Origin of the sequence: Nocardia sp. A7, assembly GCF_046549215.1 — a bacterium.
Taxonomy (GTDB): Bacteria; Actinomycetota; Actinomycetes; order Mycobacteriales; family Mycobacteriaceae; genus Nocardia.
This window is the reverse complement of record NZ_JAJPWE010000004.1, coordinates 91418-114317: the sequence shown is the minus strand read 5'-3', so window position 1 is coordinate 114317 and position 22900 is coordinate 91418. Positions and strand designations below refer to the sequence as shown.

22 protein-coding genes are annotated in these 22900 nt (G+C 64.3%); 14 read left to right on the top strand and 8 right to left on the bottom strand.

Annotation, left to right across the window (positions count from 1 at the left end):
- Positions 1–454: 454 nt before the first annotated feature.
- The 3 genes from ACLJPD_RS22435 to ACLJPD_RS22425 form a co-directional block, all read right to left on the bottom strand.
- Positions 455–1027, bottom strand: coding sequence for an AAA family ATPase (locus ACLJPD_RS22435; RefSeq protein ID WP_410874653.1), 573 nt, complete (start codon positions 1025–1027; stop codon positions 455–457).
- 429 nt (positions 1028–1456) lie between these two features.
- Positions 1457–1870 carry a hypothetical protein gene (locus ACLJPD_RS22430; protein ID WP_410874652.1) on the bottom strand — a complete coding sequence of 138 codons (414 nt, stop codon included), beginning with the start codon at positions 1868–1870 and terminating at the stop codon, positions 1457–1459.
- A 640-nt stretch (positions 1871–2510) separates the two neighbouring features.
- The gene (locus ACLJPD_RS22425; protein ID WP_410874651.1) at positions 2511–3815 is read right to left on the bottom strand and encodes a tyrosine-type recombinase/integrase; all 1305 of its coding nucleotides are present in this window, start codon (positions 3813–3815) and stop codon (positions 2511–2513) included.
- Positions 3816–4250: 435 nt separating this feature from the next.
- Here ACLJPD_RS22425 and ACLJPD_RS22420 point away from each other — a divergent pair, with 435 nt between their 5' ends.
- The 5 genes from ACLJPD_RS22420 to ACLJPD_RS22400 all read left to right on the top strand — a co-directional run bounded on the left by ACLJPD_RS22420 (position 4251) and on the right by ACLJPD_RS22400 (position 7781).
- Complete coding sequence (locus tag ACLJPD_RS22420; RefSeq protein ID WP_410874650.1) at positions 4251–4667, top strand: AbrB/MazE/SpoVT family DNA-binding domain-containing protein; 417 nt, start codon at positions 4251–4253, stop codon at positions 4665–4667.
- Positions 4664–5719 carry a tyrosine-type recombinase/integrase gene (locus tag ACLJPD_RS22415; protein WP_410874649.1) on the top strand — a complete coding sequence of 352 codons (1056 nt, stop codon included), beginning with the start codon at positions 4664–4666 and terminating at the stop codon, positions 5717–5719. The genes ACLJPD_RS22420 and ACLJPD_RS22415 overlap by 4 nt, the downstream gene beginning before the upstream one ends.
- A gap of 160 nt (positions 5720–5879) precedes the next feature.
- Positions 5880–6140 carry a hypothetical protein gene (locus tag ACLJPD_RS22410; RefSeq protein ID WP_410874648.1) on the top strand — a complete coding sequence of 87 codons (261 nt, stop codon included), beginning with the start codon at positions 5880–5882 and terminating at the stop codon, positions 6138–6140.
- Between the two features lie 840 nt (positions 6141–6980).
- Positions 6981–7127, top strand: coding sequence for a hypothetical protein (locus ACLJPD_RS22405; RefSeq protein ID WP_410874647.1), 147 nt, complete (start codon positions 6981–6983; stop codon positions 7125–7127).
- A 303-nt stretch (positions 7128–7430) separates the two neighbouring features.
- Positions 7431–7781 carry a histone-like nucleoid-structuring protein Lsr2 gene (locus tag ACLJPD_RS22400; protein ID WP_410874646.1) on the top strand — a complete coding sequence of 117 codons (351 nt, stop codon included), beginning with the start codon at positions 7431–7433 and terminating at the stop codon, positions 7779–7781.
- 39 nt (positions 7782–7820) lie between these two features.
- Here ACLJPD_RS22400 and ACLJPD_RS22395 read toward each other — a convergent pair whose 3' ends face one another.
- Positions 7821–8480: a cysteine hydrolase family protein gene (locus ACLJPD_RS22395; RefSeq protein WP_410874645.1), complete on the bottom strand. Its 660-nt coding sequence runs from the start codon at positions 8478–8480 to the stop codon at positions 7821–7823.
- 539 nt (positions 8481–9019) lie between these two features.
- Here ACLJPD_RS22395 and ACLJPD_RS22390 point away from each other — a divergent pair.
- Both ACLJPD_RS22390 and ACLJPD_RS22385 read left to right on the top strand, forming a co-directional pair.
- The gene (locus tag ACLJPD_RS22390) at positions 9020–9220 is read left to right on the top strand and encodes a hypothetical protein (protein ID WP_410874644.1); all 201 of its coding nucleotides are present in this window, start codon (positions 9020–9022) and stop codon (positions 9218–9220) included.
- Positions 9221–9267: 47 nt separating this feature from the next.
- Positions 9268–10065, top strand: a complete 798-nt coding sequence (locus tag ACLJPD_RS22385) for a SigB/SigF/SigG family RNA polymerase sigma factor (protein ID WP_410874643.1) — start codon at positions 9268–9270, stop codon at positions 10063–10065.
- Positions 10066–10236: 171 nt separating this feature from the next.
- Here the strand turns inward: ACLJPD_RS22385 and ACLJPD_RS22380 are convergent, their stop codons facing one another.
- The gene (locus tag ACLJPD_RS22380; protein ID WP_410874642.1) at positions 10237–10713 is read right to left on the bottom strand and encodes a nuclear transport factor 2 family protein; all 477 of its coding nucleotides are present in this window, start codon (positions 10711–10713) and stop codon (positions 10237–10239) included.
- A 5-nt stretch (positions 10714–10718) separates the two neighbouring features.
- Positions 10719–12020 carry a PucR family transcriptional regulator gene (locus ACLJPD_RS22375; protein ID WP_410874641.1) on the bottom strand — a complete coding sequence of 434 codons (1302 nt, stop codon included), beginning with the start codon at positions 12018–12020 and terminating at the stop codon, positions 10719–10721.
- A gap of 71 nt (positions 12021–12091) precedes the next feature.
- Here ACLJPD_RS22375 and ACLJPD_RS22370 point away from each other — a divergent pair, with 71 nt between their 5' ends.
- The 4 genes from ACLJPD_RS22370 to ACLJPD_RS22355 all read left to right on the top strand — a co-directional run bounded on the left by ACLJPD_RS22370 (position 12092) and on the right by ACLJPD_RS22355 (position 16063).
- Positions 12092–13675, top strand: coding sequence for a GMC family oxidoreductase (locus tag ACLJPD_RS22370; RefSeq protein WP_410874640.1), 1584 nt, complete (start codon positions 12092–12094; stop codon positions 13673–13675).
- On the top strand, positions 13672–14544 hold the full coding sequence (locus ACLJPD_RS22365; RefSeq protein WP_410874639.1) for an isopentenyl transferase family protein: 873 nt from the start codon (positions 13672–13674) through the stop codon (positions 14542–14544). Before ACLJPD_RS22370 ends, ACLJPD_RS22365 begins: the two co-directional genes overlap by 4 nt.
- A 296-nt stretch (positions 14545–14840) precedes the next feature.
- On the top strand, positions 14841–15353 hold the full coding sequence (locus ACLJPD_RS22360; protein WP_410874638.1) for a hypothetical protein: 513 nt from the start codon (positions 14841–14843) through the stop codon (positions 15351–15353).
- Positions 15353–16063 carry a PucR family transcriptional regulator gene (locus ACLJPD_RS22355; RefSeq protein ID WP_410874637.1) on the top strand — a complete coding sequence of 237 codons (711 nt, stop codon included), beginning with the start codon at positions 15353–15355 and terminating at the stop codon, positions 16061–16063. Before ACLJPD_RS22360 ends, ACLJPD_RS22355 begins: the two co-directional genes overlap by 1 nt.
- Positions 16064–16148: 85 nt before the next feature.
- On the opposite strand, the gene ACLJPD_RS22350 is transcribed toward ACLJPD_RS22355, so the two are convergent.
- Entirely contained in the window at positions 16149–17099 is a 951-nt protein-coding gene (locus tag ACLJPD_RS22350; RefSeq protein WP_410874636.1) for an alpha/beta hydrolase, read from the bottom strand.
- Positions 17100–17326: 227 nt separating this feature from the next.
- Between ACLJPD_RS22350 and ACLJPD_RS22345 the strand changes: the two genes are divergently transcribed.
- Positions 17327–18118 (top strand): SDR family oxidoreductase, encoded by a 792-nt coding sequence (locus ACLJPD_RS22345; protein WP_410874635.1) that lies wholly within the window; start codon positions 17327–17329, stop codon positions 18116–18118.
- Here the strand turns inward: ACLJPD_RS22345 and ACLJPD_RS22340 are convergent.
- Positions 18103–19410 carry a PucR family transcriptional regulator gene (locus ACLJPD_RS22340; protein ID WP_410874634.1) on the bottom strand — a complete coding sequence of 436 codons (1308 nt, stop codon included), beginning with the start codon at positions 19408–19410 and terminating at the stop codon, positions 18103–18105. The two genes, ACLJPD_RS22345 and ACLJPD_RS22340, sit on opposite strands and share 16 nt — an antisense overlap.
- Positions 19411–19613: 203 nt before the next feature.
- Between ACLJPD_RS22340 and ACLJPD_RS22335 the strand changes: the two genes are divergently transcribed.
- Entirely contained in the window at positions 19614–21455 is a 1842-nt protein-coding gene (locus ACLJPD_RS22335; protein ID WP_410874633.1) for a DUF3556 domain-containing protein, read from the top strand.
- Positions 21452–22888 (top strand): phytoene desaturase family protein, encoded by a 1437-nt coding sequence (locus ACLJPD_RS22330; RefSeq protein ID WP_410874632.1) that lies wholly within the window; start codon positions 21452–21454, stop codon positions 22886–22888. The genes ACLJPD_RS22335 and ACLJPD_RS22330 overlap by 4 nt, the downstream gene beginning before the upstream one ends.
- The last annotated feature ends 12 nt before the right edge of the window (positions 22889–22900 follow it).

The following is a 22900-nucleotide window of genomic DNA, read 5'->3' as shown; positions in this document are numbered from 1 at the left end:
AAGTCGCACGTCATGCCAGACCGATTCGGGGTCCCGGACTGGTATAGGCGGTCAGTCCAGTTCGGGTGCCGGGTAGAGGTATCCGCGGAAGTGGCGTTTCCCTGACCCGCCAGCGACCGGGGGCTTTCCTCTCATCCCTACCAGTCAGGATCGGCGAGCAACGTGGTCTGGCACCGGCAATCGCGCCGATGTTGTTGTGGTGGAAACCGACGCACTGATCATTCGGGCATCCACACACATCACAGCACGGCCCGCATTCGCTCCCGGCAATCACCAGTTCGGCCGCCCTTAAAGGGCAGCGCGGTGTCGCGGGTTGCCGTTCAGCACAACGAAATCCAGCGCCTTCGCCGGGTATTGGACGAGATCGCGCCAGCGGCAATCCATCGACGGCAGCGTCGCATGGGACTACGTCAGCCGAAGCCTGGCATCTAGCTGTCCGATTGGTCGAAACGAATCACCCGCCTATGGCGTGCTCGCGGGCGTCGCCAGCGAGCGGCTCCACGACGAACTGAGCGATCGACTCGAGCCCAGGTCGGTAGCCGTCGGTGGTGTCCACGGTCAGAGTCGGCACGTCGAGCTTGATCGGCACGAAATCGTCGAGGGAATGGGTGCCGGCGCTGATGTTGTCGAGCAGGGCGCTGTCGTTGTGGGCTTGTCGGTGTCGGTTGGTGTCGGCGCGGTGCGTGATGCGGTCGTGGATCACCGCAGTCGGCGCGCTGGCATGAACGATGCGGATCTCGGCGATAGCGGCCAAGGGCAACAGGTTCGGATGCCAGAGCTTGTGTTGGAAGGCAGCTTCGGCAACTACGCTGACCCCGGCCTGGACCAGGGTGGTGATGACGCCGAAGAACGCATGCAGCGTCGCGACATTGAGGTCGTCGTAGCCGACGCCCGAGTCGCCGCGCCCGGCTAGAACCATGCCCTGTTTGATCTCGTCGCGGATGATCGCTGGCACGCCGATCTTATCTGCGAGAGCGTGAGCGAGGGTGGTCTTGCCGCTGCCGGGTCGCCCGCTGACGACAACCACGGTAGGTGCCCCGAGTGGAGTCTGTGCCATGCCGCATTTTGGCACTCCGCTCACCGCTGGCTTTCTGGGTCGGGTACGCGGTCGCGTCGCGGAGCCCGCCCGCGAACAGGATGCCGCCAGGCGGACCGGTCCGCCTGGTGCACGCGCAGCCCACCCTCGTCGTAATTCCAGTGTGGTCTTGCTTGCTCCCGATGGCCCGGACAAGCCGACTATCTCATCCCGTATCCGAGAATCGGTCTATCACCTCTAGAACGCGATGCATTGCGGCGTAGGGAAGACCGCGGTGTATATCCAGATACGCCGCCCTGCCCCTCAGATCCCCTCCTACGCGATCAACCCGCCATGGGATGGGAAGTTTGTCACCGTTGCGGCCCCACGCCTCGCTGGTGCCACACCAGCGCCGGACGGCGAACTCGCGGAGGGGACTTTCTACTTCGGTTTGCTGTCGCGGACAGGTTCGCTGCGATGCTCGGGGTTGGGTCCGAGTGACTCGAGGTGACGATTCAGGACTTCGGTCAGTTGATCTCGATGTTCACGAGCGGCCTGGTCGGCCTTGGCGTGCGCTGCGGCCAGTGCTTTCGCGTGCTCAGTGTCACGCCGTTCGATCTGTGCGCGGTAATCGGTGCGGTCACGGTCGAGGTCTGCGCGCAGGCGGCGGTTCTCCGTGGCGATCGCTTGGTGCTGCTCGCGTGCGGTGTCGCGTTCGGCTTCGGCTCGCGTTCGGTGTGCACGGGCGGTGTCGACGTGGCCGCGCATTTCCGTGAGCACGGTCTCAGCCTCTTCGTAGATCCGGTCGCGGTCCGCTTCGGCTTCGGCGATGCGCTCGTTTGCCTGTTGCTCCACCTCGCCGAGCCGTGCTTGTGCTGCTTCGGCTTGTGCGCGGGTTCCTCGGCGGCATCGATAGCCAGGGTTTCGAGTTCGACGGCGCGGTCGTGGCGTAGCTTCATCGCCGCGCATGCCTTCTCGGCGTCGTCACGGGCTTGTTCGGCGGCGGCTATTCGCACTTCGGCATCGCGGCGAACTTCGTTCACCTCGCGTTCGATGGCTGAGGGATCTGTGAGGTCGGCAAGAACGTCGGCGGCGTCGTCGGCGACAGCGGCCAACTCGGTGCGTAGTTGCTCATACCGGTCCACCAGCGCCGCCAGCGTTGCGATGCCCTCGGTAACCGGTTTCGACTCGTTCGGCGGGGATGTCAGCCGAGCGGCGCGGTCGGCGTCTTTGAGTCTGAGCCGGAGAGCTTTCTGAGCGGTGTGATCTGCGTTGTCGCAGTAGCTGCGCGGGGCGCCGCGTTGGCCCTTGGGTCGGGCGGGGACCGGCGCGGCGCAGCCGGGGAACTGGCAGCGGCCGGATCCGGCATCAGGGTGGAGGGTGACGGCTTGGAGCATCGCGGATTCCGTTCCAATCCATTCCATTGCATTCCGTATCGAGTGGAATGCAATGGAATGGATCTCGATCGGGCAGGTGGTGATTGGCGAGTCGCTGGTCAGGCGGTGACGGCGAGCATGTTCGCGCGAACCCGGGGCAGCCGGTGGGCGATGACCTGCGCGGCGGATTCGCTGGCGCGGCGATCGTTGTGGCCGTAGACGCGGTCGGTCACGGTGACCGAGTCGTGTCCGGCATCGCGAGATACCACGAAGATCGGCACCCCGTCCTGGAGCTTCCAGGAGATGCCGGTGTGGCGCAGCGTGTAGGGCGTCAGGCGCTTGATGCGCAGCGTTTTCAGCGCGGTTCGGAACTGGGCGATCAACGCCTCGGGGTCGGCACCTCGCCATTGCGCCTTGCGGGTGAACGGACTCAGGTGGCCGCGGGCGACAATATCCTCGCCGCGGTCGAAGGCGGCGGCGGCGCGAGCAAGGGCGTCCAGGCGCCGCATAGCGGGTTGCCATGCCTTCTCGTGGAAGTGCGCCGCCCTGATCGGACCCATGTCCCTGGTGTGGAAGAGATATTCGTCACCATCGCGGGCCAAGTCCAACCGGGCCAGGGTTTCCACCGGGATGTTGACGGTCCGGGTGCTGCGCTCGGTTTTCGGGGTGCCCAGTGTCAGCCGCGAGCCAGCGTCTTTCCATGCCTTGTTGATGCGTACCGCACCTGTGACGGGATGCACGTCGCGCACGAGCAGTGCGCCGACCTCCGACGGTCGCGCCATCGAGACGAGTCCGAACTCGGCCTGTGGACGCCAACGGGCGATGATCAGTTCCTCGAACAGCTCCCACTCGTGGTTGTCGAAGATGTCCTTTTCGCTGCCGTGATCGGTCGGCAGTCGGACACCAGCACACGGATTGAACGGCAGTAGTGGTCCGGGGCGCTGTTCGACTGCCGCGCGCAGGCCGCTGGACAGGAATCCGTGCTTGTTCTTGATTGTCTTGGGCGCGTTGCCCTTGTCCTGCTCCAGGAACACAATCCAGGCGGCGTCGGTGTCCTGGGTGACGACGTCGATCGCGGCGTCCTCGCCGTAGAAGGTGATGATGTCGTTGCGGACGTAGCGCAGGTAGCTGCGGTGTACCGGCGGGGAGATGCTGCGGATCTTGAGCAGCCGGTCGGCGTGGTCGGTGAGCCAGTCGGCCAGGCGCACGGGGCTTGTGCCGCTGCCACGCTTGGCGTCGAGGATCGTCAGGGCGTGATCCAGGCCGTAGCGGGCCTCGTACTCGCACCACCGTTCCGCTTCGGCGTAGTCCTCACCGAAGCTCTCGGCGGTGCTGCGACGGACGCCGTCGGTGTCGTAGTAGTGGTAGGGCACCTGCCAGTTGACCGTGCCGTCTTTGCGCGGACGTGGGCGGGGAGTGAGCATCAGAGATCTCCAGTCGTCGATGTGTCGACGCGAGACGTCTGAAAAGCGGCTCCGGTTACAAAAGGTGACCGGCAGCGAGATCCAGTGTACAGAAAGTACGTCTGATCAGGGAAAATAAAGTGGACCTAGGAGGACTTGAACCTCCGAGGCCTTCGCCGGTCCAAAACCCCAGGTCAGTGCCATAGTGCAACTTGGCCGCATCGGCGCCATTCGGCTATTCACGCTATTCCACGACGGCTCAAGACATTCCGATGCAGTTTCCGGTGACAAGGGACGGGTGCCCACTTTCCGGCATAACCAATCTGGCCCCTGAGTCTGCGCAAGGGGAGCGGATCTACGAAACGCGAAGTTTCAGTCGCCAATACTTGGCGCGAGCCCGATGATGCGCTTCAATGGAATGGGAGGATCAGCAGGCTGGACAGGAAAGTAGCGTCCATGCCAAGTCAGCGTCATCATGTAGGTCTGCCGCTACCCGCAACAGCAAGCCGGTTACGAAGCACCTCGCAGTCACAACCAACGATCAGTGTATCGAGCATCAACGATCGGGCACGCCTGCCCGCCCAGCGGATCTTCAAGGCGATGAAATGGCCAACAGGCCAGCCGATTACGTATGCGGTCCATCGCCAGATCATCAGCATGCGATGCGCCCGGTCCTCTACGAGCCACCACACGATTGGTCCGCTCGGGCAGATACGGCTACCTGCCGAAATTCGACACGCCGCTGGCATCACCGCAGGCGACCACATCGTCCTCGTAGCCTTGCCATCCGAAGGGATTGTAGCGATCATTCCCCCACAGATCGCTCTGGCAGTCCTTCTACCAGTACTGAACTCGTCGATCGGCACCACATGAGCAACCCTGATTTCGAGGTCGCTCGACTCCTCCTGGAACGCCTCAACATTCGCCCGGACGATCTGATCGAATCATCATTGAGGCCGACCAGGGCACCGACCTTCGCGGAGTACATACCCCGCCTTGTCGAGGCAGTGCCGCCTGGCGCGCGCAAGGTCTACCTGCCTTACTGGCGCCGGCTCGAGGCGTACTGGCCCGACCGGACGCTGGACGAACCGACCGCGCTCGAGCTCCAACAACTTATCGAGGTCACGCGACGAAATGCCGTGGTGCGACGTAACAGCCGAGGGGGACGCTCTGCCGCCGAGCACATGGTCAGCGCGATCCGCTGTCTATACCGTTACGCCAAACGCGACGGCTACATATCAGCTGCCAACAACCCATCCGCAGACATGGATATGCCGACACGCCTCCCGAGTACGCGCCGCGCCCTCGGGAACCGCCAACTCGCCGAGATCAATCACATCGCCTCTACCACCGGAAACGACACCAGTCTCGACACTCTCATGCTGCGGATACACCTCGAAACAGCCTGCCGGACTGGTAGCGCTCTACGACTTCGCGGCGAAGACCTCGATCCCGAACAATGCCTAATCCGGCTGTTCGGCAAAGGCGGAACGGTCCACTGGCAACCGATCTCTCCCACCCTGATGACCAGCATGCTCGAACACCGAGGGCGCAGCCCTGATCCAGCGCAGCAGCTCCTGCGGTACCGGCACGGCCGCCCGATCACCCGACGCCGCTACGACCACCTCTGGAACCGAATCGGACGACACCTCCCCTGGGTCGCCACCCAACAGATCACTACCCACTGGCTCCGACACACAACACTCACATGGGTCGAACGCAACTTCAGCTACGCCACCGCCCGCGCCTTCGCCGCACACGCCGAACCCAGCGGCCAAGACAGCACCACCCTCACCTACGTACGCGCATCCATCGAAGAAGTCGCAGCAGCCGTTGCTGCCCTGACCGGCGAACCCCATCCCCTCTCGCCTGCACACGAAAAGACCTCTGACGTAGAGGTAGCGACTCACACCGGACCATCCTGACTCGACCCAGCGAGGGACTGCCGCGGTTCGGGCGCCACGGTTCGCAGTGCATGAAACAACACGATGACTTCACGGTCGCTCAGGTCGGCGAGGATGGAACGAACTACCGAACGGATCTCGACATCGGATGCTGTGGCGGGTTGATCATCGAGGATGAGCGGTGGTGCTGCAGTTGGAGGTGATGCCGTTGGCTCGCAAGCCGGAAGTGTTCGTAAGAGCGGTGCCCCGGAAAGGGTGGCAGCTTGAGCAGATCGCGCGGTGTAGCGACATTCCGGTTCGGATGCGGCGGGCCGTGGAGGTAGTGGCCTCGGCGCAGCATCAGCCGGTCGGGTTCATCGCGATGCAGGTTTCGGAATCGCATGCGAGGCAGATGATCCACGGATTCAATGCCCGCGGGTTCGGGGCGCCGGACCCAATATAGAGCGGGGACAGATCGGTGAAGGTCGATCAGACGACGCGTGATCGGATCTGTTGGATCGCCCGGTACTGCCCCGTGATCTGGGGTGGCTGTTGTCGACACGGAGTCTGTCGAAATTGACGGAAGTGTTGCGGGTCAACAAGTTTGCGGAAGTCAGCCGCGAGGCCGTCCGTTAGATCCTGCAGGCGGGTGGGAGTGGCAGGCCGCTATATGTGGAAGGCCAGCCACGATCCTGACTTCGAGCCAAGATGGCGCGCGTGATCGAGCTTTTGCGACCGCCCGCCGGCCGGCTGGTGCGTGACCTGCGTCGACGAGTTCAGGTCAATGAACCACCGACCCCGCCGCGACCGAAGCCCATTAGCCTTCAGACCCAGACTACCGGACGACACGGTTACTGTAACTGATTGCAGGACAGTCAATTTGGTGATTGGCTCGTCAGCGTCGTGGTCGATGTCTTCCCGCACGGTGTGGTGTCAGCTCTTCGTAGGTCAGGAGTCAGGTGTTGGTGGGCCCTCCGGGCGAGTCGCTGGGGAGGATCAGCGGGCTCTTGTTTGGTTATGTCGGCCGATCGGGCTCCGCCCGGAGGGGTCTGAGGAGCTCATCTTCCGGCAGTTCAAGACAAACTCGTGACACCATTTGAACTCTGGAAGTCCTTGCCAAACAAGACTTTTCGGTAAGGCAAATTGCGGTACCGACGTTTGCGTCATTTGCTTTTCATTGCCTCATCAACATATTTGCCGCCAATGTGCCGATGTGCGCGTCAGCAGAATGATTTTCCAAAATCACGCCGGATAGAGGTGTTCGCTATGCCGGTGCACAGTGGGGCAAACAGATCATCAGCAGATGCCGGACCAGGAGTGGACCGAGGACGATCCCAGGACTACGAACGGTTTCGCGACACCGAGCTTCTCGCCTTCGAAACCGACCGGGATCGCTTGTGCCGTCACCGAAGACACCGCCATCGACGGCACCCGCTACCTACCCCGTTGAGGTGTTCCGTGCACCTCCTCAACGTTGATTCCGAGAACGGGCGCGGGCAGTGACTGTTCGGCAGCACCGCCGCTTCCGTGCGTTCCCACGCTTCCTGATGGAGCACCCCGGCTGCCGAAGCGGCCGAGGACGATCCAAACCGTGTCGACCAGAGACGCCACTTCGCTTCACCAGCGAGTGGCCAAGCCAGGAAGTCATGCAGCCCGAGTTCGCGGACCGACGCCGATAATTTCGTTCCGCACCGGCCAGCAATTACCATCGCAAACAGGCACTTCCGGACACAGACGAACAGGACTCATAGCGATGGCGCGCAAGGTTGTTGTCACCCTTATCGACGATTTCGACGGCACCTCGGTCGCCGAGGACACCGTCAACTTCGAAATCGATGGCGCCGCTTTCGAAATCGACCTGTCCGGGGCGAACGCGGCCAAGTTGCGCGAAACCTTCGACCAGTGGCTGCCTCACGCCCGCCGGATCGGTCGCGTGAAGACCGCCGGTCGGCGACCGTCCGCGACTGATGCCACGGGTGCGTCCACTCGTCGCGACGACATCGCCGCCATCCGCACCTGGGCAGGCGAAAACGGTCTCGCCGTGTCCAACCGGGGAAGAGTCTCCGCAGAAGTCATTGCCGCCTATGACGCAGCGTCTGTATAGGACCTGAACCCAGGTCAGGCACAAGTAGTGGTAGTCGATTCAGGCGGTGGGTTCGGACCAGTAGCCGGTGTCACGCCCGTAGTTCGGTGTGGTGAATGCCTTGTCCCATGCCGCATCTGGTGCCAGCAGTTCACGCCAGGCGTCGACCTCGACATACATCACCCGCATCGAGTTCAGTGACGCGTAATGCAGTGCGGGCCCGTCGGTGCTGACCGCATCCGCCGCCACAGCCACCTCGAAGTTCTGCTCGAGCGCTGCCCGAGCGGTGGCTTCCACACACACGTTGGTTTGCAGGCCAGCCACCAATACCCGCTCGATACCCAGACCTTTCAACACCAACGCCAACTCGGTGTAGGCGAAGAAGTTCGGACGGGTCTTGGCCAGCACCACGTCTGTCTCCTGCGGAGCGACAGCGTCGATGATCTCGCCGCGCCACTGCTGCTCCACAGCCGACAGCACCGGCACAGCGGGACGTGAACGTCGGTGCCGCTCCGCGCGCAGGTTGATCGCCTGGCTCAGCATCTGCCGCGAATAGATCACCGGCCAACCCACCTCGCGGGCCGCGCCCAGCAACTCAGCGCAGGCCTTGATCGTTTCGTTCAGCCGCCAGATCGGCGGCCAACCGAGCGCGGATCGGACGTCCTCGCGCAGGTAGGCGTTCTGCATATCGATCATCAACACCGCAGCCGACTGCGCCACCGTGCCCCTCCTCAATGTTCTTCCCGCCCCAACCATCCCCACGATTATGGCCGACCAACCAAGCGCCCAGGCCAAGCGAGCTACCTGAGCATGCCGCGATCAGGTCCACTGGGCTCCAGCCCTACACCGGCAACCAGACCCGCACCGCCAGGGCAGGTTCTGGGAGCGACTGCCTATTCTCCCCGGGTTGCTCCCCGTCCGGATCGACGCAACCGACCACCAGGGGCAGGCGCCCGACAACGGCACCAATCTCACCGCGCTAGCCCGAATACCTACACCGGCAGGACTTGCGGTCGAACCGTGTCGTGTCCGGAGGGTCGACTGATCCTTGTCCGCGAGACCGACGACGAGTCGGTCGTAATGACCGGTGCCGGGTTCCTGCGTATCCATTCCGCCAACGCCGCCGGGTCGGACTGACGGAAGGCGACATCAGTACCCACGGGGCGGGTGTTTCAATCCCGAAGTCCGAAATTGTCGCCATATCAACATCGTTGACCGGTTCCGGTTTATTCGTCTGCTCGACGGTGAACCCTGCGCTCATGACCAACACACGGAATCGGGCACCGAGTGCACCGAGCGTGGATCTGACCAGCACCACCATCGTGTTGGCGACCTGCGTGTTCTTTCTGTTGGGTCTGGCCGCCTTGACCGGGTCGTCGACCGTCGCCTTCTTCGGCGCCGGCAGCCTGGGTGCGGCGATGACGATGTCCTCCAAAATGCTGGGCCTCAACGGCCTTTAAGTCACCTCCACACCGTTGAGCACTACGAACGCCAGGAGCTGAACCGCATGTCCACCACCGCCGCCCTGCCCACCTACGAACACGCCGAACCCTTGTTCGTGCACCTGGCACTGACCGACCCGCGCAGCCCCGAGCACGCTGCTCTGCGCGAGCAGATCATCGAAATCTGCCTGCCGCTGGCCGAGCACATCGCTCGCAAATATGTCGGCCGCGGTGAAATGTTCGACGATCTGCTCCAGACCGCGCGGGTCGGCGTGGTCATGGCGGTCGACCGCTACGACGTGAGCACCGGATCACCGTTCCTGGGTTTCGCGGTCCCCACCGTCATGGGTGAAGTGCGCAGACACTTCCGCGACCACATCTGGCCGGTGCACGTCCCGCGCCGCGAAAAGGAACTACAGGGCAAGGTCAGGGTGGCGACCGACGAGTTGAGCCGTCGACTCCATCGCTCGCCCACCGCCCAAGAACTCGCGACCGAACTCGATGTTGCGGTCACCGATATCGCCCGTACCCTGGTGGCGGCCAACGCGTTCCAGACGCGCAGCCTCGACACCCCCGCACGCGACACCGACGGCGATCCCAGCATGACCATCGCCGACACCTTCGGCGACGAAGACCCCCGCTTCCAACTGGCCGAGGACACGATCACCGTCGCGCCCTTGCTGGCGCAGTTGTCGTCGGAGGATCAGCAACTGCTGATCTGGCGGTTCTACGACACCCTCACCCAGGGCGAGATCGCGCAACGCCTCGGTGTCTCGCAGATGAGTGTGTCTCGCAAACTCACCCGACTGCTGGCTGATCTGCGTGCCCAGACCACCGACGACCAACTCGCGCTCGCGGCCTGAACTCCCCCTCGAGCTGTCCGCGGTGAATCCGTACAGCCCCCGACCACGCTGATATCGGCCTCGGGTACCCGATCGAGCCGATGGTGTGCTGCGAACTCGGCTCGGGTGCGTAAGGATTCGCAATGCGGATACCACGTCGGCGGGCACAGCCTGGAAGCATGAGTTTCCGAACTAGGCGTCTGTGGTGATAATGGTTGACCGGTAGTCAGCGATCTTGTGTCCGGTCTGCCAGGGCCGGGCCGCACCTGAACCCCACCATCGCCACCACAGGGATGGGTGCTTGAGGACCTCGCCGAAAACCGGAAGCGGGTCGAAGTAGTTCGTCCGAACGATGGCTTTGCCATCACGCAGGACAAAGCGGTCGACGTTCGGCCATTCGATGAGTCCACGGCCGACCCTGGCTCGGAGCCGGAACTCGATGAACAACACCTCCGAGTCACCACGCCAGCGGTCGACCTGTGCGTGCAGATCCGGCAGCAGTCGCCAGATCCCCCGGAACTCTTCGCGGGCCGCGTCGATGCCATGCATCGGTGCGGTCAACGGCTGCATCAGCACAACGTCGGGATGCAGAATCTCGGGTATCCGGTCAGTGGACGGATTGCTCCAGAAATCGATGAAGTTGGCGACGAACTGTTCGTGTTCGAGCATGTGCCTCATCTCCCCTCAGTGACGCGGTCCATGCCGAGAAGTGTGACGGCACGGACGGCCATATACAGCTCGCTCGCCTGTGCCGGATCGGCGCAGCTGCGCCCGGTCAGTTCCTGGATCCGGCGCAGCCTGTGGTGAATGGTGTTGCGGTGGTAGTGCAATCGGCTCGCGACCTGAGTGCTCGAACCATGGCAGTCGAACCACATGGCGAGGGTATCGAGCAGTGTGCGCCGCTCGTTGGGTTCGGGCAGGTCGAGGATCGGGCCCAGAACGTGTTCTGCGAGTTCGCGCCCGGGCTGCGGAGCTTGCACCAGCAGCAACGGGATCGCGGCGCAACCGTAGCTGTGCACCGAGTTCGTGCCCGGGTCGGCGCACCGCCGAGCCAGTTGCGCCTCGCGCGAACCGGTGCAGGCGTGGGTCGGGTCGGTGAACGGGCGACTCACTCCGATGCGTCCCACAGCCACCTCACCCAGAAGCTCGGGCAACCAGCAGCGCGAACCGGGTGCGGTGAAGCTGAGCAAACCGATCTGGGCGTCGAGCTCGGTCAGCCACAACGACTGCACATGTTTTGACTGGAGTCGTTTTTCGATACCGTCGAGCGGACGTTCGACATCAGCGGACGCCTCAGCGTTGACCACGACAAAAGTGCCCGTCACCGGCAATTGCAGGGCGCGCGCGGTCTCCCAGAGCGCAGCTTCCTCGCCATCACCGCTCAACAGCGAACGCAGCATCAATCGTCGGTGTTCTCCGTCTCTGCGGGCGCGGTCGGCGACGTATCGCCCGTAGGACTCGGCGGCGGCGCTGGAGTACTCGTCGATGATCCGCCACACCTCCGAGGCCACCTGCGGCAACGATTCCCTGGACTCCGCGCCGACCTCTTCGAGCAGATGCGCCCAGATCAGACGACCACAGAGGCGGTAGGCGTGCAACAGTGCCGCCAAAGGCACCCCGTGTTCGGCTTTCACCGCGCCGGCGGTAGCGGGAGCGCTGAAATCGTTGCTCCCGGCGCCGGACAGCTGCTCGAGTATCGAGGCGAGATTGTCACGCACGACCAGGGTCAGTTGCTCCTGAGCCAACAGTGTCGTCTCCGCGTAGGCGTGATCGCCCACGCGGATGGCGTCGACCAACTCAGCAGTCAGGTCGTCGAGACGCTTCAGCACGCGCTGCGCGAGCACACTCGACAGGTCCGAGGACTGAGTACCCACAACCGTCACGGCCCGAGGATAGGCCGCAACCCGCTGCCGCGCTGACAATTCGACTGTGCACGAGCACAACCATGCTGCCCGTATAAGGCACCCCTCGCCCATGGTCGCGACGGTGGGTCGTGCGGCACGATCGTGTCCATTGTGAGCCAGGGCTCACTGGCTGGCGCGGACGGATGGAGATCGACATGTACGACTACGTCATCGTCGGAGGCGGGTCGGCCGGGGCGGTCCTGGCCGCCAGACTTTCGGAAGATCCCGCTGTCAGCGTGGCGTTGATCGAAGCCGGGCCCGCCGACACCGCCGATGAGATCCATATCCCGGTGGCGTTCGGGTCGTTGTTCAAGAGCCGGTGGGACTGGGACCTCGACACCGAACCCGAACCGGGACTGGGCGGGCGGCGGGCGTACCTGCCGCGCGGCAAGATGCTCGGTGGCTCGAGCTCGATGAACGCGATGATCTACATCCGCGGCCATAGCAGCGACTACGACCAGTGGGCCGCCGACGGCGCCGACGGGTGGAGCTATCACGACGTCCTCCCCTACTTCCAGGCAGCCGAGGACAACGAGCGCGGCAAAGACGCCTACCACGGTGTCGGAGGGCCACTGACCGTCTCCGACGGCCGCTCGCTCAATCCGCTCGGCGAGGCGTTCCTGGCTGCGGCCGAACAGGCGGGCTATCAGCGCAACGACGATTTCAACGGCACCACCCAACTCGGTGTCGGCCGCTACCAACTGACCCAGCGCAACGGAATGCGCTGCAGTACCGCGGTGGCCTACCTGCACCCGGTCGGCGAGCGAACGAACCTGACGGTCTTCACCGAGGCGTTGGCGCACAAGGTGATCTTCGAAGGCACCTGCGCGGTCGGTGTGCAGATCAGCCGCGGCAACACCGTCGAAACGATCCGCGCCGACCGGGAAGTGGTGCTCTGCGCCGGGGCCTACGGCTCACCACAGCTGTTGCTGTTGTCCGGGGTCGGCCCGGCCGATCAACTGCCCCTGTTCCAGATTCCCGTGCTCGTCGATCTGCCGGTCGGTGAAGGGCTGCAGGATCACCTGATGGTGATGCTGAACTACCTCACCGAGCACGAATCACTGATGACCGCACTGTCACCGCAGAATCTGGAACTGCTGCAAAGCCAGGGGCGCGGACCGTTGGCCTCCAATGTGGGAGAGGCGGGCGGGTTCGTCCGAACCGATCCGGGGCTGCCGGGACCCGACGTGCAGTTCCATCAGGCGCCGGTGCTGTTCTACGACGAAGGCCTCGGGGCTCCCCTCGCGCACGGTTTCGCACTGGGGGCGTGCGCGGTGAAACCGACCAGCCGCGGCCAGGTGACGTTGCGGACTTCCGCGCCTGATACCGCCCCCCGAATCCTGCACAACTACCTCAGCACCGACGAAGACCGCGCCGGGCTACTGGCCGGATTGCGGATCGCCCTCGACATCACCGGCCGACCGGCACTGCGCGAGGTCATCTCCAGCAATTTCGTTGTCCCCGACAGTGATTCCGACGCCGATCTGCTCGCCTTCGCGCGACGGACCGCCCAGACGCTCTACCATCCGACGTCCTCGTGTGCGATCGGCTCGGTCGTCGACGCACGGCTGAAGGTTTTCGGTCTCGAGGGTTTGCGCGTGGTCGATGCCTCGGTGATGCCGAGTATCACTCGCGGCAACACCAACGCTCCCACCATCATGATCGCGGAAAAAGCCGCCGCGATGATCGTCGAGGATGCCGGTTCGGCGACAGGAGGCTCCCAGTGAGTTCCACCGTCGACAACAATCAGCGCAACCCGCATTCGGGGAGCGCGATCGTGGACTACTTCGCCACCAGGGCGGTGGCGCCGGAGCACACTGCAAATCTCAGACCCGCGCCAGGAAGAGTGAGCGACTCGATGTCGATCAGCGCAATCCCGAGATCCCGGGTCCATGCTGTGGTCGGGGCAACCGGCACCGGAACGGCGGAGCGCGCGAAAGCCCTTGCCCAGCAATGGGATGTGCCGATCGTGGTCGGCGACCCGGATCAGTGCTATCTGGACTTGGCGACCACCACTCGAAGCTTTCTCGATGGACAGTCCTCGGTCCGTCGAGTGTTCCTCGAGGAACGCACTGTCTCCGACGGAGAGTTTTCCGCGGACGCCGCAGGTCGGTCACTGTGTTACACACTGGGACAACTCGCTGCCGAGCACCCTGTGATAGTGGTCGAGATCAGCTCGGCCTCCCTGTTGGGGGCGGTGTTCGGCGAACACGAACAACTGCCCTTCGAGTTGTCGATCGAGCTGCTGTCACCGCCTGATTTCCCGGCGTATTTGAAGAGATTGATCGACCGCTGTCGGCAAATGATCACCCCGCCACCGGGGCGCCCATCGATTTTGGCCGAGCTCAGCGCCGCTTGGCGGATCGGCCCGCAACGCAAGTTCCTCGCCTCGATCGCCGGTCTCGGAGCGCTGATCGACTGGTGCGAGCTCAGAGGTGTCAGCCCCGACACGTTGTCCGAGATCGCTCTGACCGAACCGATCATCGAGGAAATGGCCATCGTGATGGCGTTCGAACATGCCACCACCGGCGATGCCCAAGACCAGACACTGCGCACAGTCTTGTCGAGCTGCCAGTGCTTCGCGCACGCACTGTGAAAATGTGGACAGAGGTCAGGGCGAGTGCAGTCGGGTCCGGTGGGCATTCGGGCGAATCCCACCGCATCCGCCGAATTTCTCACCGATCCGAGTTTCCGAGTGGCCCGTCATCCATGGCCCGGACGAGGTGTTCGTCGGCGACCTGGCATACCGGTGGACGCAGGTCGGCCAGAGTACGAAACAAGTGTTGCAGTTGAGCAGGCGAGGGCTGATCCAGGACCGGCCCGAGCAGGTGCGTACAGAACTCCTGGACGAATGAGGGACGGCGATTCGCCTGCCACTGGAGGTTGTAATTGATGCTGACGAGCAGTCAATACACGGAGGAGCTTCGGATCGGCGGGGTATCGGCGGCAGTGCGCCTGCGTCAAGATCGCACACTTTCCCAGCGTTTGCTGACACAGTTGGGCGGCCGTTTCGCTACGCCGGAAATGGCGATGCCGTGTGGGGTACGGTGGCGGGAAGCCGACGAAGTGGTGCAGGACTGCTTGGATCTCATTGCCGCCGCCTTACAAGGTAAACCGCTCGGCGATACACCAGCACCGCTCACTGCCCGGATCGGCGATTGGGCCGCCGAAGGCGTGGCGCTCGAGACTGTGCAACAAGCCACGCACGCAGGTTCCCGTTTCGTTCTGGACCAGCTGGCGCGACGCGCAACCAGCGCCGACAGCAGAACGATGACGGTTGCCGGGCAACGCGTCGCCGAGGTCCTGGAACGGGTGACGACCAGCTTCACCAGCACCTACCTGCAGTTTTTCGTGCCGAAGCGAGCGGGATCGCCGACGCCGCCGAAGCGTTGGGCTCGGCCCTGATGGCTGGGTCGCCGACCCCAGCATGGGTACGTAGCAGCGGATTCACGATCAGCGAGTCCTACGCCGTACTCGCGCTGGCCGCCGCTGACCAACATCCCGGCGGTGGCGACCCCAGCAAGCTCGAAACTCGACGTTGGCTGCAGCGACTACGTACAGAGCTGGCCGCCTGCGTCGGAGGTTCGCCGCTGATGAAGTTGAGCGAGGCCGGCGGGACAGTGTTGGTCCCCGATGACACCACCGATGGTCCCGACGTGGATCAGCTCTTCGATCGCCTGCAAGCCGCGGTCGGAAGGCCGTTGCGCGCCGCGCTCGTTCACGCCTCGATCCGGCAGATTCCCAAGGCTGCAACGGAAGCCCACGAACTGCTCGATCTTGCAGAAGCGCTTCACCGGCCCCCGGATCTGTATCGAATGCGGGATCTGGTGATGGAGTATCAGCTCACCCGCCCCGGTCCTGGACGGCGGCAATTGGCATCGATTATAAATCCTCTGCACGATCAGCCCGAACTGGTCAAGACGTTGGCTACCTACCTCCACCACGGCCGAAGCCGCCAACCCGCCGCACGCGCCCTTCACATTCACCCGAACACGCTGGACTACCGGCTACAGCGGGTCGCTCAAGCCACCGGCATGGACCCCACCCACGTCGACGGGGTGTGGTATTTACAGTCCGCTCTCGTAGCCCACGCCCACGAAACCGGCACTGCCTAATATTCACTCCGTCTCTACCAGGCATCGCCTGCCTTCGGCGGCCGACGTAGGCCCCACCCCACATCGCCTCGTCAGGTCGCGAGTATCAACCGATTGCGGATGACGGCTGGTCGTGATCGGACACGGGCTGTGGTGCGAGAATCTCGGACAGAAACCGCAGCTGATCGCCGACCGCCTGCTTTTGCCACGGGCCTTCGTAGACGTCGAAGTGATCGATCGGGTACTCGAGCAACTGAACTCCCGATTCCACCTTCTGCGCCGACCGTCGCGCCGCAGCGGGTGGCGCGATGCTGTCGATGCTCCCGACCTGGAAAAGGACCGGGCAGGACACGCGACCGGCGAAGGTGGTCGGCCGGTTCAGCCCGATTTCGAGAGCGGTTCGGGCACAGACCTCGTTGCGCCAGGTGGGTCCTGCGATCGAGGTGATGGCGTCGATCGATTCCGCGGTCGTGATGATCATCGCCGACGAACCCGCCAACCCGAAGACCGGTACGTGATGCGGTGCCCTTCGGGCCAGTGCCCGCACGACGTCGAGCCCGAGGTGGGAGATCGCTCTTGCCAGATGACCGATCCCACCGCGCCGCGCGGCGTGGGCCAAGGTCACCAGACCATCAGTCGCGGGCGTCATCGAGATGACCGCGGCGATCCGTGGATCCTGTGCCGCGACGGCGAGAACATGCCCGCCCGAATACGACGTTCCCCAGACGATGACGCGGTCGGGATCTACACCCGGTAATTGCCGGGCCGCGGCGATAGCAGCGTGGTAGTCCTGGCGCTGCCGTCGAAACGACACATTCTGGCGGGGAGTGCCCTCAGAGGCGCCGAACCCGCGGTAATCGAACAGGAGGGTGTCGATACCGGCATCGGCGAAGGCTTCAGCGTAGCCGAGCAGCCCGGTGTCGCGCGTGCAAGCGAAACCGTGGGCCATGACAACGGCTGGTCGGCCGGCGGATCCGGCGAGCGCGTCCACACGGGCGGGCAGATGCCAGGCCGCGCACTGTGTGCCGCGGCTGAGGAAGGTGATCTCGGTTGTCATTGGGTATCCGCTCGAATCGGGAGGCCGAGGTTTCGCAACAGGCACCACCCGCTTTTCAGTGAACAGGTGTGCACCGAAATGTACCCTGTTGACCGGAAAGGCAGCAAGCCGAAGGGCCTGGACCTCGGAGTGCGGCGTGAGCTACGCGATCAACAGCACAACGGAGCAGCACAATTTTGTGATGTGGGCACGAGCTTTTCGTGTCGCGTGCGTTCTAGGGTCCGAAGATGATCACCACAGCAGTTGTCACCGGCGCAGGCCGCGGTATCGGTTTCGCCATTGCCCGGCGCCTCGCCGAATCGGGCCACCGGGTAGTGCTCACCGATATCGACGGTGCGGCCGCCCAGCGAGCCGCGGCCGAGATCGGGCACGGCGCAGTCGGACTCCAGCACGACGTCCGCGAAATCGCCTCGCACGGCAGGGTCGTCGAGGAGGCGGCATCGCTGGGACAGGTGAAGGTATGGGTGAACAACGCCGGTGTGCTCTTCGCGGGCGAGGCGTGGAACCACCCGGACGAGGAGATCGCGACCATCCTCGAGGTCAATGTTCGTGGCGTCATGGCGGGATCGGCGGCGGCGATCGCGCAGATGGGCGAGGCAGGCGGAGTAATCCTCAACGTCGCGTCCATCTCGGCGCTGGGCCCGGTGCCGGGTCTGGCACTGTATGCCGCGACCAAGGCGGCCGTGCTGTCCTACACCACCTCACTGCAGGGTGACCTCGACCATGCCGGGTTGCCTATCCGTGCACGTGCCTTGTGTCCGGATGTGGTCGGCACCCCGATGGTGACCGCCCGCGCCAAAGACCCTGGTGCGGCCTTACTGTTCTCCGGACCGAAGCCCCTCGATGCCGACGCTGTTGCCCGGGCAGCGATGGCGCTGATGGACAGTCGTCAGGTGTTCCGTGTCGTCCCCCGGTGGCGGGGGGTGCTCGTGCGCGGGATCAACCTCGTTCCCGGCGTCGGTCTGAAGCTGCTCGCGGTGATGCGCAAGCTGGGCGATCGCCGTCAGGCTCGTGTCTGACTGCTCGCCACGGGCAGGACCGCGGGCCCGAGCCACCGGCAGGCCGTCAGTGCGAGTTCGAGGTTGAGGCGATCATCGTCGAGGGAACGACCGCGGACAGCGATGGCCTTCTCGACACGGTATTTGACCGTGTTCTTGTGCAGATGCACGACCTCGGCCGCCGCGACGTAGCTGCTCTTGGCCTGGAGGAAGGCGAGCAGCGTTTCCCGGAGCTGGCGCATGTTCTCCCCGTCGACAGCCAGTCCGCCGAGGGCGGTGGCGACGAGACTCTTCGTCGCCTCGAGATCGCGCGCCAGGATCGCACAGAGCTGCACGCCGGGTTCGTCGAACGTCGTCACGGGGGCATCGGCCGCGATCGAGGCGACGACGTGGGCTCGTTGTGCCTCCTGATGGCTGGTCCGGAAGCCGGTCGCTGCGGCGTACGGACGACCGATTGCCACCCACACGCGCAGACCTGTGCTTTCGGTCAGGCTCCGGATGGCGTCGCGATCGAGCCGATGCTCGTCGAGCGTTGGCCCCAACGGAATCCAGCACCACGCCGAACTTCTGTCCTGGGGCAGGAACAGGGCAGGTCCCGCGGCGCCGACCGACTCGCCGATCCCGGCGACGAGCGATTCGAGGCGCCGAAACTCGCTCGGCATGCCGTCCTCGTCGGCCGTCGATACCACGATCGCCAGGTGATGCTGTCGAAGCCGGTAGCCAAGGGCAGACTCGGCCGTGCCGAGGTCGTACTCGCGTCCGGACAGGACCGTGGTCAGCATCGCGGTGCGGACAGTGTTGCGGTTGGCGAGCCACCGTTCGCGTTCGGACTCGTACTCGGCGACGACCCGCTCGGCGACTCGATCCACATAGGCGAACGACATTCTCTGCAGGAGCTGGGACGCGGCGAAGGCGACCTCCCGATCCGGCTCGGTGCGTGCGACCTCGCCGACCACCCGATCGAGCACCCGGCTCTGCCCGATTCGGTAGGCCCGAAGGAGTGCATTCGCCGAGATCGCACGCTGCGCGAGACGGCGGGCGTATTCGATCGCGGCGGAGGGTGGCTGTACCTCTGCGATCGGGATGTCGTGTTGTGCCACATGCATGAACGTCTCGACATTGCTCTCGGTGCTGGCCCGCAGCAATTCCAGGATGACATCGTCGCCACGCAACTCGGGGATGGAATCGGCGATCTCCGCGTGTAAGGCGCTGCCGAGCCGAGGCGATTGCGAACCCATCGTTCGCGCGACCTCGGCCACGCGAGCCACTGCCTTGTGCCGGAGCAACTCGGGCGTGAGCTTCTCGCTAGCCATTTCGGGTCCTTACCGGATACCGCTGTCGTCTGGAATCGACTACAGCTCTGGGCCATTGGTCCATCGAGCCGAAGGCGGACAGGTGATGTGAACCATGTCACCACCACAACGACCGCCTGAAATTTTGTTTCGGGAGAACAATACTCACGCCCGACGCCGGACTTACTCTCATCGCTGTTCCCACGCACAGCTAGGAGACTGAGATGGGATTCATCTCCCCGTCCCCACAGCCGGTGCCACCGGCGGAGTTCTTGCGGCTCCCGCTGCGCGAGCGCATACGGATCCTCAGCACCCACTGGGTGAATGACGGTTTCGGCACACCGAGCGCGCTGCCGATCGTCTACATCGTCAAGATGCTCGGTCTGTTCTTCGCGGTCGGCCTGCTGATCACCTCGTGGACAACGCAGTACGTGCACTTCACCGAGCCCGCCACGTGGTTCGACAACATCGTCGTCTACCAGAAGCTGGCGATCTGGCTGATGCTGCTGGAGGTGATCGGCCTTGCCGGAGCCTTCGGGCCACTGTGCGGGCACTTCGCGCCGATGCTCGGCAATATCCGGTACTGGTTGCGGCCGGGCACCATTCGGATGGCGCCGTGGGGTCGGCACGTGCCGGGCACCGGAGGTGACACGCGCACCATCGTCGACGTCGTTCTCTTCGTGGCAGTGCTGGCCAGCTTGGTGTACCCGCTGGCGGTCGGCGCGCAGGCGGTGCGCTTCCTGCCCGAGGGCACCGGGCCACAAGAGCTGATTCCCCCAGCCGCGTTCATCCCGATCCTGATCACGATGCCGTTGATGGGTCTGCGGGACAAAGTGGTCTTCCTGGCTGCCCGCTCCGAGCAGTATCTGCCGATCATGCTGTTCTCCGCGGTGTTCGGGGCAATGGTGTTCGGCGCGGGTGCCGACGCCGCCGACTTCGTCAACCTGGTCGTAGTGTTCAAGATCGTCATCTGTGTCGTGTGGATCGGTGCCGGGGTATCGAAGTTCGGTGAGCACTTCATCAACGTTGTGCCGCCGATGGTTTCCAACAGTCCCGGCCAACTCGGCTTCGTGAAGCGACTGCACTACCGCGACGCACCTGCCGACATCCGGCCCAGCCGTCTCGCTTGGTTCATGGCCCATATCGGGGGCACGACCGTCGAGATCTTGATCCCGATCGTGCTGCTGCTCACCACGAACGCCACGATCGCACTGCTCGGCGCCGTCGCGATGCTGGTTTTCCACATCTACATCACCTCGACGTTCCCGCTCGCGGTGCCGTTGGAGTGGAATGTCTATTTCGGCTACGTCGCCATCGTGCTGTGGGTCGGTTTCGACACCTCGGTCTACAACATCTGGAACTTCTCCGAACCCTGGCTCCTGATCCCGGTTTTCGCGTTGTTGTGCTTCGGGCCCGTGCTGGGCAACCTGCGCCCCGACCTGGTCTCCTTCCTCCCGTCGATGCGTCAGTACGCGGGCAACTGGGCGTCGGCGGTCTGGGCGATGAAACCGGGTGTGGAGCAACGGCTCAACGAGCTGCCACTGGTGGAGAACCAGATCGACCAGCTGCAACGAATGATGCTCACGCCGTATGAACGCGACGACGCGGACATGACCCTGCAGAAAGCGCTCGCCTGGCGTTGCATGCACAGTCAGGGCCGTGGCCTGTTCTCGGTGCTCTACTCCCACCTCGACGACATCGAGTCCCGGACTGTCCGGGAGGGCGAATTCGTCTGCAACACCATCCTCGGCTGGAATTTCGGCGACGGACATCTCCACGACGAACGTCTGATCGCCGCGATCCAGCGGCGTCTGAATCTCGCGCCCGGTGACCTCGTTGTCGCCTACTGCGAGTCCCAAGCCACCCCGTGGCGCAACCCGCCACAGCGATACCGGGTCATCGACGCCGCCCTCGGCATCGTCGAGCGCGGAACATGGAACGTCAGCGACTGCGTGCGGGAACCGCCCTGGTTGCCGAATGGACCAGTGCCACTGCGGGTTTCGTGGGTCGCTAATGGCTACCGTCGGCAGGAGGCCGTGACCGACGGCAAGGACACCGTGTCATGACAACCGCCGCGGTGGTCGGCAGCGGTCCCAACGGACTCGCCGCCGCCATCCGACTGGCGCACGCCGGCATCGACGTCACCGTGTTCGAGGCCCACGCCCGGCCCGGCGGTGGTACCCGCAGCAGCGAGCTCACGGTGCCCGGCCTGGTCCACGACGAGTGCGCGGCCTTCCACCCGACCGGGGTTGCGTCACCGTTTTTCGCCTCGCTGGGACTCGAACGCCACGGACTGAAATGGTTGTGGCCCGAGATCGATCTCGCCCATCCTCTCGACGACGGTCGGGCAGGTCTGGCCGCCAGGGACCGCAGCCTCACCGAGTACTCGCTCGGGCAGGACGCGCACTCCTGGCACCGGCTGTTCGACAGTGCTACAAGCAATTTCGACGCACTCATCGCCGAGGTGTTCCAGCCGGTCGCCCATGTGCCACACCGCCCGGTCGTGCTGGGCCGGTTCGGCATGCACGCGCTGGCACCGGCGACCTGGACCGCGCGACGGTTCCGCGACGAGCCGGCGCGGGCGCTGTTCATGGGCGTCGCCGCCCATGCCTTCAGCCGCCTGGACACCCCGTTGAGCAGTTCGGTGGGGATGATGCTCACCGCGACCGCCCATGCGGTCGGCTGGCCGGTCGCCGAGGGCGGAACGGAAAGCATCACCAGGGCGCTGGTGGCCGAACTCGCCTCGTTCGGCGGCGAAGTCGTCACCGGCACGCGGATCACGTCCATGGACCAACTGCGCGAGATCACCGGCCGCAAACCTGAGATCGTCGTCCTCGACACCGCTCCGCAGGGCGTCCTGCGCATAGTCGGTGACGAGTTGCCCAGCCGTGTACGTCGTGCGCTCAGCCGCTACCGCTACGGTCCGGCCGCTTTCAAACTGGACCTCGCCATCGACGGTGACATCCCGTGGATCAACGAGGACTGTGCTCGCGCGGGCACCGTCCATCTCGGGGGCACGGCGGCCGAGATCGTCGCAGTCGAGCGGGCAACGGTGCGCGGCGAGATGGCGCAGCGCCCGTTCGTCCTACTGGGCCAGCAGTATCTGATCGATCCCACCCGATCACAGGGTTCGCTGAACCCCGTCTACGCCTACGCGCACGTGCCGCACGCCTACACAGGCGACGCCACAGAAGTGATCATCGGACAGATCGAGCGCTTCGCACCCGGCTTCCAGGACCGGATCGTCGCCACCTCCACGCGAAGCCCTGCGGCACTCGAGACATACAACGCCAACTATGTCGGCGGTGACATCAGCGCGGGCGCCAACACCGCCCGCCAGATCGCCTTCCGTCCCCGGGTCGCGATGAATCCCTACGAGCTTGGCATGCCTGGTGTGTACCTCTGCTCGTCGGCAACACCTCCGGGTGCCGGCGTCCATGGCATGGGCGGCTTCCACGCCGCCGAAAGGGCACTCGCATGGCTAAGGGATGTCCCGTAAGTCTGGTGCGGT